The 14260-nt window shown below is 50.8% G+C and carries 13 protein-coding genes; 9 read left to right on the top strand and 4 right to left on the bottom strand.

The window, feature by feature from the left end; genetic code table 11:
* The first annotated feature begins 77 nt into the window (after nt 1-77).
* The 9 genes from ACKKE8_RS02945 to ACKKE8_RS02905 all read left to right on the top strand — a co-directional run bounded on the left by ACKKE8_RS02945 (nt 78) and on the right by ACKKE8_RS02905 (nt 9734).
* Complete coding sequence (locus ACKKE8_RS02945) at nt 78-1127, top strand: ArsR/SmtB family transcription factor (protein WP_409176857.1); 1050 nt, start codon at nt 78-80, stop codon at nt 1125-1127.
* Nucleotides 1124-2350 carry an MFS transporter gene (locus ACKKE8_RS02940; protein WP_409176856.1) on the top strand — a complete coding sequence of 409 codons (1227 nt, stop codon included), beginning with the start codon at nt 1124-1126 and terminating at the stop codon, nt 2348-2350. Before ACKKE8_RS02945 ends, ACKKE8_RS02940 begins: the two co-directional genes overlap by 4 nt.
* Before the next feature lie 48 nt (nt 2351-2398).
* Nucleotides 2399-3337: an AAA family ATPase gene (locus tag ACKKE8_RS02935; protein WP_409176855.1), complete on the top strand. Its 939-nt coding sequence runs from the start codon at nt 2399-2401 to the stop codon at nt 3335-3337.
* Nucleotides 3338-3341: 4 nt separating this feature from the next.
* Nucleotides 3342-4532, top strand: a complete 1191-nt coding sequence (locus ACKKE8_RS02930; protein WP_409176854.1) for a DUF58 domain-containing protein — start codon at nt 3342-3344, stop codon at nt 4530-4532.
* Complete coding sequence (locus tag ACKKE8_RS02925; protein ID WP_409176853.1) at nt 4529-5857, top strand: DUF4129 domain-containing protein; 1329 nt, start codon at nt 4529-4531, stop codon at nt 5855-5857. Before ACKKE8_RS02930 ends, ACKKE8_RS02925 begins: the two co-directional genes overlap by 4 nt.
* Nucleotides 5858-6009: 152 nt before the next feature.
* Nucleotides 6010-7107, top strand: coding sequence for an ArsR/SmtB family transcription factor (locus tag ACKKE8_RS02920; RefSeq protein ID WP_409176852.1), 1098 nt, complete (start codon nt 6010-6012; stop codon nt 7105-7107).
* Between the two features lies 1 nt (nt 7108).
* Nucleotides 7109-7918: an ABC transporter permease gene (locus ACKKE8_RS02915; protein ID WP_409176851.1), complete on the top strand. Its 810-nt coding sequence runs from the start codon at nt 7109-7111 to the stop codon at nt 7916-7918.
* 17 nt (nt 7919-7935) lie between these two features.
* Nucleotides 7936-8922: an ABC transporter ATP-binding protein gene (locus ACKKE8_RS02910; protein WP_409176850.1), complete on the top strand. Its 987-nt coding sequence runs from the start codon at nt 7936-7938 to the stop codon at nt 8920-8922.
* Entirely contained in the window at nt 8919-9734 is an 816-nt protein-coding gene (locus ACKKE8_RS02905; protein WP_392428019.1) for an ABC transporter permease, read from the top strand. The genes ACKKE8_RS02910 and ACKKE8_RS02905 overlap by 4 nt, the downstream gene beginning before the upstream one ends.
* Before the next feature lie 67 nt (nt 9735-9801).
* Here the strand turns inward: ACKKE8_RS02905 and ACKKE8_RS02900 are convergent, their stop codons facing one another.
* The 4 genes from ACKKE8_RS02900 to ACKKE8_RS02885 all read right to left on the bottom strand — a co-directional run bounded on the left by ACKKE8_RS02900 (nt 9802) and on the right by ACKKE8_RS02885 (nt 14231).
* Nucleotides 9802-10497, bottom strand: coding sequence for a M24 family metallopeptidase (locus ACKKE8_RS02900; protein WP_409176849.1), 696 nt, complete (start codon nt 10495-10497; stop codon nt 9802-9804).
* 20 nt (nt 10498-10517) lie between these two features.
* Nucleotides 10518-11291 (bottom strand): HAD-IIB family hydrolase, encoded by a 774-nt coding sequence (locus ACKKE8_RS02895; RefSeq protein WP_409176848.1) that lies wholly within the window; start codon nt 11289-11291, stop codon nt 10518-10520.
* A 104-nt stretch (nt 11292-11395) separates the two neighbouring features.
* Nucleotides 11396-12781, bottom strand: coding sequence for a PLP-dependent aminotransferase family protein (locus ACKKE8_RS02890; RefSeq protein ID WP_409176847.1), 1386 nt, complete (start codon nt 12779-12781; stop codon nt 11396-11398).
* Between the two features lie 70 nt (nt 12782-12851).
* Nucleotides 12852-14231 (bottom strand): MFS transporter, encoded by a 1380-nt coding sequence (locus ACKKE8_RS02885; RefSeq protein WP_409176846.1) that lies wholly within the window; start codon nt 14229-14231, stop codon nt 12852-12854.
* Nucleotides 14232-14260 lie beyond the last annotated feature (29 nt).

Below are 14260 nucleotides of genomic sequence, written 5' to 3'. Positions count from 1 at the left end.
TCGAAAAATATTGAATTTTAAATTCGATTTTTCTATAATGCGAGCATAGATGAAATTTTTGGAAGGATGGATAAGACGTGAAAGTTTTGAACATCGGAAGTGAACGGACAACGTATCGCGTGGAGATCTCGTATTCTCCTTTATTTGAAGCTGCCTTGGGAATCGCTGCCGCTACCTACGATCAATTGCATCATACGATGGAACACCCTCCTGCCTATTGGGGTCAACTGTTGAACGAGCTATCACCTTCTGTTCGGCAAGAGGTCGACTATGCGAAGGAGCACAACACGTGGAAGACGCTTTTGCAACTGATCGATCTTTGCCCTTTCGCTGATCTGGATTCCTTTCTCTCATATGTCAGAGAGCTCTCAACAGAACAGCTCCGATACGAAGCCCTCCCTTATCTGGGTGAAAGTCTGCAGGAAGCACGGCGGAAGACTGCACAAGGAAGCAAGGATGATTGCGCCGCTTTGCAGGAAGCGTGCCGTGCCCACCTCTTTTTTGAAACGTATATCGGGCATATTACTTCCGTTGATGCAGAAGAGCTGCGTGGTCATATTCTTCGATTGATGGAAGGCTGGTATACCACTCATATCAAGCCGCGTGAGGAAGAAATCGTTCGCATGCTAGGACGGGATTGGTCGCAAAAGCAAAGCAAGCTAGGAAAGCTCAACCCGGAAGCCTTGGTGGAGTATGCAACGGGATCGAGCTATCTCCCGGAGCCTGCCGTGACACGAGTACTGCTGATCCCACAAGCGATCTATCGCCCGTGGACCGTACAGGCCGATGCTGTCGGGACGAAAATTTTTTATTATCCTGTTGCCGACGAGAATTTGCACGATGCTGTAGATCCTAATCAGCCACCTCCTTCACTGGTGCAAGCCTTAAAAGCACTCGGAGATGAGCACAGGCTGCGCATGGTCAAAATGCTGGCGGAAAAGGACCTGAGCCTGCAAGAGATAACAGATCAACTTTCTATGGCAAAATCGACAGTGCACCATCACCTGTCCATGCTGCGGTCTGCCCATCTCGTTGAAACAGCAGGCTCCCGTTACAGACTCCGCCGTCATACTTTGGACAAGCTCCCCCTGATGTGGGGTGAATTTCTGGACAGGAGCAACCCATGAACCAAACCGCGGTACAAGCCTCTGTCTGGCAGCAGCGTTCTTATCGTTGGATTCTTTTCGGTCAGCTCATTTCAGAACTCGGCGCCTCACTCGGTACCCTCGCCAATAGCTGGTTAATCTATCAGGCAACAGGCTCACAAGGTGCGGTTGGACAGATGTGGCTGTTGTATTTCTTGCCGTCGCTCGCTATTCAGTTGGTAGCTGGACCATACATCGACCGATTCGACAAGAAGCGTGTCATGCTTTTTTCTCAGTGGATGCGAGCTGCTGCATTTTGTTTGTCCTTTGTGGTCATTACTTCCGGGACCGAATCGCTCTGGCCGTTGTATTTCACTGCCTTGATCAACGGTCTCGTTCAACCGCTGTATGTGCCAGCCAGCCAATCACTCCTCCCTGCTCTGGTCAAAAGAGAGCAGCTCCTCCAAGCCAATGCCTATTTGGATAGTGTCCTGCGCATTGCCTTGATTACAGGTCCTCCTTTAGGGGGGATTCTCGTGGCGATTATCGGCGGTGAGTCAGTACTCGCATTGGTCGCGATCAGCTACGCACTTAGCGGTTTCTTTCTGGTTCTTTGTCCACTCGCCCCAGCGGATACCGCCAACAAGAAGCAATCGTGGTTTGTCATGTTTAAGGCTGGTCTTGCGATTTTTTGGCAGAAGCCCCTTTTGCTCTGGCTTGGTCTTTACTCGGCTCTCGTCCAATTTGCTGTCGGAGTTACACTCGTACTAAACCTGCCTTTTGTAGCCGGCGAGATGCAAGGCACCTCGTTTCATGTAGGCTTGTTTTTGGCTGGTTATCCGTTGGGATATTTCTTCGGCTCCTTGCTCGTGCCTCACTTCCGTAGCAGCCTTGGACAGCCCCTGATCATGTTGGGCTCACTGGTATTAGGTGGCTTAAGCTTTGTTGCAATAGGCTTTACCCATGACATCTGGCTTGCAATCACCATCGAACTGTTGGCTGGTCTGTTTGCTCCTTTTTTCCAAGTACATAGCACAAGCCTGTATCAGCTTCACGTTCCTTCCGAGCTAATGGGGCGTGTACTGTCTGTCCGCCTGCTCATCGTGCGTGCGACGATGCCCGTCGGTATTTGGCTTGGCGGACAGCTGAGCGATCAGGTAGGGATTCGCCCTCTTTACATCTCTGTAGGTGCCCTCATCGCGTTCGCTGCGCTGGCGGGAATATTATTTCGAAAATTTGTAAATAACAGGATATTCCATATATAATTAGAGCCGTATGACTCCTAAATTTTGAATGGGAAAAGGAGAATTTTCATGACTCATCCGACATTGGATAACCTGCAAGGTGCTATCAGCAGCGTCATCGTGGGCAAGGAAAGCCAGATCCGCCTATTGGTAACGGCCTTGCTCGCCCGTGGTCACGTATTGCTGGAGGACTTGCCCGGAATGGGAAAAACCGTGCTTGCCAAAACATTGGCGCAAGCGATTGGCGGCTCTTACAACCGCCTGCAATTTACTGCGGATCTACTGCCATCTGATGTCGTCGGTCTACATGTATTCAATCAACGAACAAGTGAATTCGAACTGCGCAAGGGACCTGTTTTTGCGGATGTCTTGCTCGCAGATGAAATAAACCGGGCCACTCCCAGGACTCAATCCGGCTTGCTGGAATGCATGGAGGAACGCCAGGTCACGATCGAAGGCATCACCCTGCCACTTCCATCGACCATGCTGGTCATCGCTACCCAAAATCCGATTGAATCGGAAGGGACCTATCCGCTGCCGGAAGCACAGTTGGACCGCTTCCTTTTCAAGCTGTCTCTTGGCTACGGTACGCGAGAGGATGCCAAAGAAATTTTGCGGAGATTCCGCAGTACCTCCCCATTAGAGGCCGTCGAGCCTGTCATCACTGTCGAGCAAATTGCGGCTCTGCAACGCGAGGTCACGACCGTCCATGTCAGTCAACCGGTGGAAGACTATGTTATCGACCTGACGGAAGCGACTCGCCAGCATCGTTCGGTTGAGGTGGGCATCAGTCCCCGCGCCATGCTCGCCCTGTTGCGATCTGCCCAGGCTTACGCGTTCGTTTCTGGTCGTACTTATGTCTTGCCGGATGATGTAAAAGTGGTGTTTCCAAGTCTGGCAGCACACCGCATTCGCCTCTCTATGGAAGCAGAGCTTCATGTGACGGAGCAGGAAGTCGTGGAGCAAATCTTGACCAGCGTCCCCGCTCCCGTCGAAGAAAGCGTGTAGCGCTATGATCACCAAGCAAACCTTTCACGTAATCGGTTTTGTCTTGCTGCTCTTCGCCGTTTTTTCCGGCCACTGGTTTTTCTTTCTGTTTGGGGGCTTTTTCTTTTTTCTCCCCGCTGCACAAGACTGGTGGGTCAAATCCATGTCCAAATGGGTGTCACTCGAATGGTCCAGTGATCAAACGCGCGTCCTGTCAGGGACACCCGTACACATTACAGTTCGCTTGCACAATCGTTCGTGGCTGCCTTTGCCTGCTACCTGGCTTCGCTTCACACTGCCGGAGCATGTCTCGGTGGAGGGCGCAGACGAGGTGCGAATCCTCAATCATCGGACGAGCGTTCGCCTGCGGTTTGATCTGCCGATGCGACAAAGTGCTACACGCACCTTGATTCTCATTCCGAACAAGCGAGGAACGGTCTGGCTGACGGATGTTCAATCCGAGACATTGCCGTTATTGGGCGAGGAGCCTACCGCTATGACATTGTTGATTTCCTTTTCCTTGCTGGTCTATCCGTTGCCTCTTGCTCTTTCTCCCGTCGTGCTCGCTGAAACGGAACCGGACGGGAATCGGCTTTCTCGTCAGCGCCAACAGGACGATGTCACTTTTCAGCGTGGCATTCGGTCGTACATGCCAGGTGACCGTTTCAAGCACATCCATTGGAAGGCAACCGCCAAAACAGGCTCACTGGAGACGCGTCTTTTCGAGTATACAGCCCATCCAAACTGGCGAATTGTCGGGCATATCCTGCCCTCCTATGAACCGATGATGCAAAAGTATAACGACACCACCAATGAACGGACGATCTCCTGTCTTGCGGCTTTGGCTGGCCTGTGCAGGAGAAAATCGGTCGGATACGAGCTGTACCTCACCGTGAAGCAACGAGGACGTGAGCATTTTCATTTGCCTGCGGGAAGTGGCAAGGCACACCACCTGCACGTCATGACTCAGCTGGCGCAAATGCATCATTTTGTGACAACGCCACTGACAACTGTTCTTCGCCGGTTAGAGGGAGCACATGGGAAGGAAGCCATTCTCATTGTGACACCACGAATGGACCAATCTGTACAAGCTTCCGCGGAGCGTCTTGTTCAACGCGGTCATCAGGTTGCAGTGCTGGATGTTTCTTCTGACCCTGTCATCATCCAGCGTTTTGAGCAAGCTCGCTTGAAAAAAAGGAGCGTGATGATGGGATGACACTCTCCTTGATCGGCCGTTGGACGCTCGCGTTTTGGCTGGAGGCCATGCTGACAGGCGTATTCCTGATATTGTTTGGGTATATGACAGCAGGCTTTGGTCAACTGCTCTCGTTTTGTCTAGTCGCAGCGATCCTACTCATGGCTGGGAGCTGGTTGTATCATGGTGGTGGCGGTCGCTTTATGCTTCACTTGTTACTGTATCCGACCGTGTTTGCAGTCGGGGTCGCCAGCTTTTACCTCTACGATTCCTGGCTCATTGCTCTGATACTGGCTGCTGTTTATTTTTGGAGAGTACAAAGTGCTGCATCGGAAGGTTATCGACATGACAGTCTGCAACGCAGATTTGTTCTCGCGCTGATGGCGGGTCTGATACAGCTCGTGATCGCAGTACTTTACACCTCCATCGTTGACCCAGATTCCTATTCGCTCCCAGCATCTTTTTCCATGCTCGTCCTCATTACTCTCAGCTATATGTTGGTGGCGATTGTGGCGTTCGTGCTGCGGGAAGGATCACTTTCTACGAGGCTACCTGCTCGCATTAGCTTGCTACTCGGCAGTCAAGTGCTTGGCACTCGTTTTCTTTTGATCGCAGGTTATTTGGCCGTCGGTTCTATCGTACTTGGTCTCATCTATTGGATCTGGAGTTGGATAAAAGGCCCTGTCAGCGCTGGACTGTATACGCTCTTTGAGCCTGTGCTTATTTTCATTGTGGAATTGTTTGAACGTTTGTACGAGAGGGCGAACCAAAAACAGGCAGCGATTCAGTTATTAACGGAAAATACAGGACAAAAACCAGATAACCCCAGTGTGCAGATACAACTCGGAGAACCACTCTTTTCTGTTCTGCAGCCATACTTAATCGTTGCCTTCATCCTCGTGTGCGTGCTCCTGCTCGGCCGATACATGTGGAAAAAGCGCTTCAAGGGGACGATTACGCTGGAAAAAGAAGTGGCGGCTGCACAAAATACCGTATTGACCGCTGTTCCTCCCTCTTCCAGTAAAGAAAGCGCGGTAGATGACTCTTTCAAATGGTTCAAGCAGCCTGTTGGCCCAGAGGATGACCCCACCAGGTACGCCTACTATCAATTCCTCGTCCTCATGGAAAAGCAAGGAATGCCAATCGCGCTGCATGAGACACCCCAAGAGTTTTTCAATCGCCTGCGCGAACAGTCCTTGCTAGATGTAGGTCAACTGGATGCTGTCAGTCGCATCACACGTTACTATCAGCAATATCGCTATCAGGAAAAGTCGCTTCCCGAAGCGGATTTGACAGCGATGCAGCAAACGGTGCAGACCCTCGGCTCTCGTTTTTCCGAAACGTGATACCGTTCCGCAACCACGTGCTACCCGTTAGCCGTGGTTGTTTTCTTTTTCTCTTGACATCGAGATGCCCCTCCGGCATAATTTCTTCAATTTTGCCCACTCCCAAATTAAATTCACCAAATGGTTAATTGAACGAGAAAGGAGGATGCTCGGTGCAAGATTTACCTGACTGGCTGCGTAAGCATCTTCATGTCGCATACATACCCGGCTATGAGTTTTTCTTAAGTCTCCATGTGCTTGCCAAGCCGGAGCATCACACCTCCCGCTTGCATTGGGCGGAGGAGTTGCTCACTGCTTTACCTGCCCCGCTCTTGAACAAGCTTCACTATTTTAGTTCCATGTCCAATCAGTTTCTCGATGCCATGGACTTCCTAGCACCTTGGGAGGAGTGCTTTGAGCATTCTGTTGAGGCCGCATTGGAGCGTGTACAGGCGATGGATGCTGGCGAGTTTGCCCAACTCATGATCGGTCCCGTCTATCATCCCAGACAACTTCACGCTTGGATGCAAGGACGTACAGACGAGATTTTTGATGAGCTGAAACCGGAGCATCGGGAGCTTTTGCGCCATCCGCTCTCGACCAAGCGCAGTTTTCTGGAGTTTTGCTACGACTACCTGCCTTTTTTCCAGACAGAAGAACGGCGAATTGAACCGTGGCTCGTCCGCGCCGTACATGAAGCACAAGAGCAGATCAAGCTTGATCCGATTTCGTTTTTGTCGCAGGTACACCCGCGCTTGAAGGTGCACGAAGACTTCTTGCAATTTCACAAGGCAAAAACGTATACATTTGGCTATTCGGAGCTGGCTCGTATCCATTTGCGTGTCTCTACTTTTATCGCACCGCATTTGTTGCTCGGCATTTACGACGACCATATCTCCGTGTGCTTATCCGTTGACGTTCCCGGCACCTCTGCCACCTCGGTGGTTCCCGCTGACTTCATCAGCAAAATGAAGGTGTTCAGTGACCCGACGCGGACAGCGATTCTCAAATCATTATTGGCTCATCCTTACTGTACACAGCAGTTGGCTGACCTGCATAACATCAGTGAGCCTGCCGTCAACAAGCACTTGAATCTGTTGGTAGACACAGGCTTTATCTGGAGTGAACGGCGGGGACGGTATGTGTTTTACCGCGCCATTGCATCACGGCTGGAACAACTCGCCGTCGATCTGCATGAGTTCATCGATATGCCTGTTCCTGGACTTGCCGCTCCACCTACTTCATCACATCCCCCAGAACGGAGGAAATAACTTGTTTCATGTCGCCAAAGCTACCTTTATCCGCAATACTCGCGTAATGATTCGTGCCTATCCGTGGTCGTTTGTCATCGGCCACATTTTTTCCGGGGTCTATACGGTGCTGTTCGCCTTCTTCGCCTATCACTATGTATTTGTCGGGCAGTTGGACGATAATTTTGCGCATCTCACTGGCTCGTCCGATTACTTGTCGTACGCCATCCTCGGCGGAGCTTTTTATGCGTTTGCCGTCTCGACCTTGATGAATGTCAGCCGCTCACTTATTACGGAGCTTCGGGAAGGAACCTTGGAGGCTGTTTTGCTCACCCCTTCCTTGCGCAGGGGGTACTTTTTGGGGAATGTCGCCCAACAACTCATGCGTACTTTGTTCGAATTTTCGGTGATTGTGCTTGTAGGGGCGTTGTTCGGACTTACGCTCTCTCATACGAACGTATGGAGCGCCGTTCTTGTCTGGATATTGTCTACAGGGGCTTTCTTTTGCCAAGCGCTTGTATTGGGTAGTCTCATGCTTTGGTTCCGCGATACGTACATCACACAAAACACGCTGTTTGCCGTAATGGCCTTTGTCAGTGGGGTGACGTTTCCGATTCCGTATTTGCCTGAATGGGTGCAACCACTCGGTCTCATCATGCCGCTCGCGCCTGCGCTGGATGCTTTTCGGCAATGCGTGATTCAAGGAGCGCCGCTGCATGCTGTTTCACCACAGCTGTTTCATATGGCAGCCCTGTCCCTCGTCTATCTCGTCATCGGGATGTGGGGCATTCGTAGGATGGAAAAACGCGTCATGGAATCAATTTTTGGATAACGAGGAGGACAACGATCATGCTGATTGCAGAAAATGTACGGAAGGTATACCGAGTAAGGGAGAAAAAAGGCTGGTTTCGCCAGCAATGGACAGAGGTCGAGGCAGTCGCTGATCTGTCCTTTCGCATGGTACCCGGCAAAATCATTGGATTGTTAGGCATTAATGGCGCAGGAAAAACAACAACGATCAAGATGTGCTCCACACTGCTCACCCCAACCAGCGGCACAATCACGGTAGACGGGTACGACGCGGTAAAGGACGATCGGTTCGTCAAAGCCAAGGTCAACATGATTGCAGGGGGCGAGCGCATGCTGTACTGGCGGCTGACAGGGCGGGAAAACCTGCAATATTTCGGCAGTCTGTACGGTTTGCAAGGGCAGGCCTTGCGCAATCGGATCGATTCATTACTCTTGCAGGTTGGCCTGTACGAGGCCGCCAACACCCCTGTCGAGCGTTATTCCAAAGGCATGAAGCAGCGACTACAAATTGCTCGGGGCCTGATCAATGATCCGCGCTACCTGTTCCTTGACGAGCCGACTCTCGGCTTGGACGCCCCCATCGCCCGACAGCTTCGCAAGCATGTGAGTGAGCTCGCTTCTCAGCATGGAAAAGCCATTCTGTTGACCAGCCACTACATTCATGAGGTAGAAGAGCTTTGTGACGAGGTATACATCATCAATAAAGGAAGGCTCGTGGCGCATGATACACCGGAGCAGCTGACCAAATCGCTCCACCTGGATACAGCCTTACAGGTAGTGATCCCCGCTCTTTCCGACTCGCTCGATTACGATCTGCGCCAGCTGGCTCTGGATTATGGCGGCTCACGGGAAATCGCGGAAACAGACGAGCAGTCCTGGGAAGTGACGTTACGAGGAAAAACGGATATGACGACTCCACTGCTTTCCCTCTTGGCTGCCCACCAATCCCCTGTCTTGCGTCTCTCTACCCAACAGCCATCTCTGGAGGACGTCATCCTGCACATGGCAGATCGGAGGGGAGCATGAAACAGCTAGGCAGCCTGCTTTTGGCCGAAATCATCAAGGAGCATCGCCATTCGTTTCACAGCAAAATGATCTACTTCTCGCTCTTGGTCTGGCCCGTCATCAATTTTGTTACCGCGTATTATTCGTTTGCCCCGTTCCGGATGGGAGCTGATTCCCCTTTAGCCCGGTTCATCAGTTACGAACAGTTGCCGCTGTTCCTGTTGACTGGCTATTTAGGCTACATCTTTTATTGGTGCCTGGTACAGTCGTCATGGCAAATGAGCTTTGAACGGCAAGCGGGAACCATGGAAATGATCTTCATCAGCCCGGTCAACCGGCTCGCTTTTTTGTATGGGCGTTCGCTTTCCTCGCTGATCGAGGGGGTCTGGCTGTTCTTCTGTTTTGCCCTGTTAGCCTTGTTTTTTGTCGATGGCATTCAGCTGAGCGGCTGGTGGGCGCCTCCACTCGCCTTCCTCATTTTGCTGGTATCGGCCATCGTCTGGGGCGGCTTTCTCTGTGTGCTCTTTCTGTTTTCACGCGATTCGAGCTTTCTGTACACCGTTCTGGATGAGCCGATGCTGATCTTTTCCGGTGTCCGCCTGCCCCCGATGGCCTTTCCGGTTTGGGCCAAGGTCATTTCCTTTTGCTTTCCCCTGACCTACGCGCTTCAGTTGATTCGCGAGCTGCTGATGGAGGGGGCGTCATTGCAAACAATGCTACCGAGTATGGGACTTCTCGCCGCTGTCTTGCTGGTGCTCGTGACAGCGACCGTCGTGTTGTTGAAGCAAGCGGAGAAGCATATGAAAAAGACCGGGAACATGGTGATGTATTAGTTGGGCAAAGAGTAGGTAAATAAAGAACGCCCTTTCCTGATTGGAAAAGGCGTTTTCTTATTTCCTCTTACTCCACCGTCAGCAGCTTCTCCACAAATCCTCCAATTTCCCGTTCCCGATCAATAAAATGAACCTCCAGGATCCAATCGCGCGGGTGTCCGTTATGATCCGGCTCTCTCATTGGCTTGTGATTGTCAGGGTGAATATAGTTGACGATATCATCCCCCTGAATTTTTTCATGCGGGAATTCGCCGATGAGATGCCCTGCGTGGGGACCACCGTACTCCCAGCCGTATGCTTTGGCGAGCTCGCACATGTAGGCAAACAGCTCGCTGCTCGTAATATCCGGCTTGGACAAAAAGTAAGCCTTGCCCTCGTCCCACGCTTTTTCAATATCGTCGCGCAGCTTTTGTTTTACCGGATCATTTCCAAGCACATACGTCCGCCCAAGATCGGCTTCCCAGTCCTCAAAAATCGGCCCGAAATCGAGAAAGACAATATCTTCGGGAGCGACAGTCAAGTTCGGTGGGTTTTCTCTGTATGGATACAGCGTGTTTCTCCCCGCTCGCACAATTCGCTTATGCCAATATTTTTTGATCCCGAACAATTGAAAGGCCAGCTCGTAAATCTCCTTGTTGATATCTTTTTCCGTCACGCCACTGCGAATGATGCCCTTCTCTTCGATTGTGGCAAATAAAAACTCCGCTTTGGTCTCTGCTTCGCGCAGTGCCTGATGTCTCTTCTCCAATAATGGATTCATCATTTGATGGCCTCCTTTTCGGTTTATGGAAGAGCTAACTCATACTGCGCGCCCAACTCTCGCAATTTTGCGATAATAGATTGCTCCACCTGATCATCCATGGTGATTTTTTCTTTTGCCAGTGAAAGAAGCGGTTCATACTCGCCAATCAATACGGAATGATGCGCTTTTTCAAACAGCGGCAAATCATTCATGTCATTGCCAAAGCAGATGAACGGCTCCCCTGCCACATCGAACTGATTCAGGGCAGCCCATTTATTCACTCCCCGATAAGTCAGGTCGAGAATGCCTTCTGCCGAATGATAATGCAGCGTAACGTCGAGTTCCTTGATTCTCGCCATCAATTCTTCATAACGGTCACACGATAAAATCAGGATTTTCAGCACGGCATTCAGTTGATCCACGTCCACGCGGCTGGCTGTCCGCTTGGGATCGATATTGCTCAAAAAAGGATGGGTCGACACACAATTATGTGCGTAATTCCACGAGTCATCGATGAAATACTGCGCGCGATAATCATCGAGAATGCTGATGATTTCATGTGCAAAACGATCCGGGATCGGCACACAGCCCTGCAAGCTCCCTCGATGATGTGTCATCGCCCCATTCGCTCCAATGAGGAGATGGTTGGCAAACCGCTCATCGAGGACAGGCAGCATGTCACGACACGGTCTTGCGGAGGCGAAACCTACGGAATGTCCCGCTTGTTCAAGTGCAAGCAGGCTATCCAAAATGTTTGTTGAGATCGGTTGACCCTTGAAGCAGATCGTCCCGTCCAAATCAAAAATGAACTTCATTTTTCCCACCCTTTCTCTGACGCTGTCCTGTCCATCGTAATGGATAGCCGTTCGGGGCCAAAGGGACAGATTGTTCGAGATGAGTGGGACAGAAAGCTGATCTGTTACTCGAACCAGGCGCTAGCCAACAAGCGGATGCCCTCTTGAATATCGTCGGGGGTCAATGCTCCGTATCCTAGCAATACCGTCGGATGCTCTCTTGTATCATGCAACCAGTATCGGGCAGTTCCGTAGACTTTTACGCCTTTCTGATAGGCACGCTCCATGAGTTCGGCTTCCGTACGCTGACTTTTAACGGTCAAAAATACATGCAGCCCCGTATCCTTCCCTTCTATTTCCACACGGCCGTCCATGTAACGAGCGACTGCCTGAAGAAACACCTCTCGCTTTTCCACGTAGTTTTTTCGCATGTGCTGCAAGTGTCTATGCCAATAACCATCGGACAAATACACTGCTAGCGTCAACTGGTCCAAGCGGGAAACAGGCTGATCGTATTCAGGCACGCGCTGGTGAAAAAGCGATAACAGTTCGTAAGGAAGGACGACGTAGCTAACGTTTACGAGCGGCAGCAATGCTTTGGAGAGTCGCCCAATGTAAACAACCTTTTGAGGAGTCAGACTCTGGATCGAAGGGATGTAGCTCTCTTGATATTTGAACTCCCATTCGTAGTCATCCTCCACCAGATAAGAATGCGATAAGGATTGCGCCCACAGGGACAATTGGTTTCTTTTCTCCAAAGGCATCGTCATTTTGTTGATGAATTGCTGGGAAGGACTCACATACATGATGCTTGCCCCGCTTTGCCTCAGTTCTTCAATGGATACACCGTCTGCCTCCAAGGAAATGCCATGTACACGGTAGCCACCGTTGAGAAACGTATTTCTCGCACCATCATAGCCCGGATTTTCTACGCCAATCACATGCTTCTCTCTGTCCAGAAGCTGGACGACAATCGACACCAACTGTTGCGGGGTGGCTCCAATAATAATCTGCTCCGGCGTGGCGAGGACTCCTCTCGTTTCATGCAGCAATTTCGAGAGTTCCTTTCGCAAGACGTATTCGCCTTGAGCCAGCCCCTCCACCATATACGTGCGCTGATGGTAGGAAATGAGCTTGTTGCGCAGCTTATTCCACGGATGAAAAGGGAATGCCCCGAGCTCGATGTTGCCATAGCGAAAGTCATAGCGAATCGGCGGTAAACGAGAGTCCTCTAGTTCCGCTGCGTACTGCCCGGAAGGAGATCCTGCTTTATACGTCACCTGATACCCTTTTTTCGGAATGCTGCTGATGTACCCTTCCGATACCAGTAGCTGATAGGCGACTTCCACTGTGTTTTTGTTGACAGCAAGCGATTGGGCACAGCTTCTGATCGAGGGGAGAAACTCTTCATACATGATTTGGTTACGCAATATTTCGTCTTTGATAAAGTGATAGATTTGGATGAACAGTGGCTCTCCCTCTGTAAAACGAATGGCAGAAAGCTCTCGCAACGAACAGGAACCCCCTTCCTTTTTTGTTTTAGTCTACCACATATTAGATTAAGCCTGAATGAACAAAAGGTCAGCTATCCGCCAGAAGGCTCTGTCTCTTGGCCCTACCGAACTGATAGTAGTAGAAGACGATTAGACATACGTGCATCAGGGCCATCATCAAATAAATATTGCTGTAAATGAAGCCGCTCGTATAAGGATTCACCGGGTTCCAATTGGTAGTCGCGCCAAGATCGATAACCTTGCTGTATACAGCAGACGCGATCCCCATGGAAATGAAGCTCAGCATCGAGAAGATTCCCATGCCTACTCCCGCCTGCTCCTTCGTCAACGTCCTCGAGATCGAGTTCGCCATCGAGATTTGCATATAAGACTGCCCCACGTTGCCTAGGATCAAGAAGAGCGCAATGCCTATAACCGAGGTGCTTGTGAAAGTAGACAGCAAGCCAAAGCAGCTAATCAGTAAGCTAGAGGCAACGAAATACAGAAAAGCATTCCCCCGCCTGTCCGCGAGCTTTCCTCCCACACGACCAAGCAATGCCGAAGCAATGGCCGCTGGAACCATCACAAAGCCGATCCAGCTCGTCGATAGCTGCTGTACCTGAGCCAAGAGCAGCGGACTGAGATAATAAAGCGATATCCCCATTCCATTTATGAGAAATGCCATCAGAATCCCGATTGTATACTGCTTGTTGGCAAAAACCTTCGGCTGGACAAACGGATCAGCTACCGAACGAATTCGTACGACGAACAGGAGCAAAGTAATCAAACTGCCCAATGCATACCACCACGATCCATTCGTTACTCCCAAAAGCAGTGACGTCACGCTGATCGCAAGTAAGGAGCCGCCCACCCAATCAAATTTCCCACCAGACGCAATCTCTTCATCCTCCAAATATTTGCGGTAGAACGGCAGCGTAAGCAAGATCAGGAGCGGTATGGAAAACAGCCAGCGCCAATGGGCAAAGCTGACGATTAACGCCGCAACCACAGGACCGAGTGCACCACCAAGAGCCAATCCTACTGCCGTTCTTCCTAAAACAGAACCCCTGCGCTCCGGCGGGAAGTATCGCAAAGGAATGAGCATCGCAGTAGCCGGAACGACAGCCGCCCCTACTGCCTGCAAGCATCTTCCGAAAAGGGCCATCGCAAAGGAATCGGAGACCAAACCGAAAAAAGAACCCGCCGTAAACACCATCAGTCCAAACGTCAACAAATTCTTGAGCTTGTATCGATCCGCCAGCTTGCCATACGTCACCGTTCCGATCGCGTATAACAATCCATATGCGGTCGATAGCCAGCTCACCTGTGCGATGCTCAAACCAAACTCCTTGCTAATTTCGGGGAGTGCAATGTTAAACACCAAAGCACTCATGGAGGAAATGACCAAGGTAAACATCAAGATCCGGATTAATATGTCCCTGTTTTGCTGCGTTTTTGTCGCTTCCATGCCGCATCTTCCCCTTCACTATTGTTATT

The organism is Brevibacillus fortis (genome assembly GCF_046196545.1).
GTDB lineage: Bacteria > Bacillota > Bacilli > Brevibacillales > Brevibacillaceae > Brevibacillus > Brevibacillus fortis_A.
The sequence above is the reverse complement of the archived record's forward strand: the minus strand, read 5'-3'. Positions and strand labels throughout refer to the sequence as shown.

What these genes read in the sequence shown, in the direction of transcription:
- ACKKE8_RS02940 (WP_409176856.1), top strand. Translation starts at nt 1,124, where the DNA reads ATGAACCAAACCGCGGTACAAGCCTCTGTCTGGCAGCAGCGTTCTTAT.
- ACKKE8_RS02935 (WP_409176855.1), top strand. Translation starts at nt 2,399, where the DNA reads ATGACTCATCCGACATTGGATAACCTGCAAGGTGCTATCAGCAGCGTC.
- ACKKE8_RS02930 (WP_409176854.1), top strand. Translation starts at nt 3,342, where the DNA reads ATGATCACCAAGCAAACCTTTCACGTAATCGGTTTTGTCTTGCTGCTC.
- ACKKE8_RS02925 (WP_409176853.1), top strand. Translation starts at nt 4,529, where the DNA reads ATGACACTCTCCTTGATCGGCCGTTGGACGCTCGCGTTTTGGCTGGAG.
- ACKKE8_RS02910 (WP_409176850.1), top strand. Translation starts at nt 7,936, where the DNA reads ATGCTGATTGCAGAAAATGTACGGAAGGTATACCGAGTAAGGGAGAAA.
- ACKKE8_RS02905 (WP_392428019.1), top strand. Translation starts at nt 8,919, where the DNA reads ATGAAACAGCTAGGCAGCCTGCTTTTGGCCGAAATCATCAAGGAGCAT.
- ACKKE8_RS02900 (WP_409176849.1), bottom strand. Translation starts at nt 10,497, where the DNA reads ATGATGAATCCATTATTGGAGAAGAGACATCAGGCACTGCGCGAAGCA.
- ACKKE8_RS02895 (WP_409176848.1), bottom strand. Translation starts at nt 11,291, where the DNA reads ATGAAGTTCATTTTTGATTTGGACGGGACGATCTGCTTCAAGGGTCAA.
- ACKKE8_RS02885 (WP_409176846.1), bottom strand. Translation starts at nt 14,231, where the DNA reads ATGGAAGCGACAAAAACGCAGCAAAACAGGGACATATTAATCCGGATC.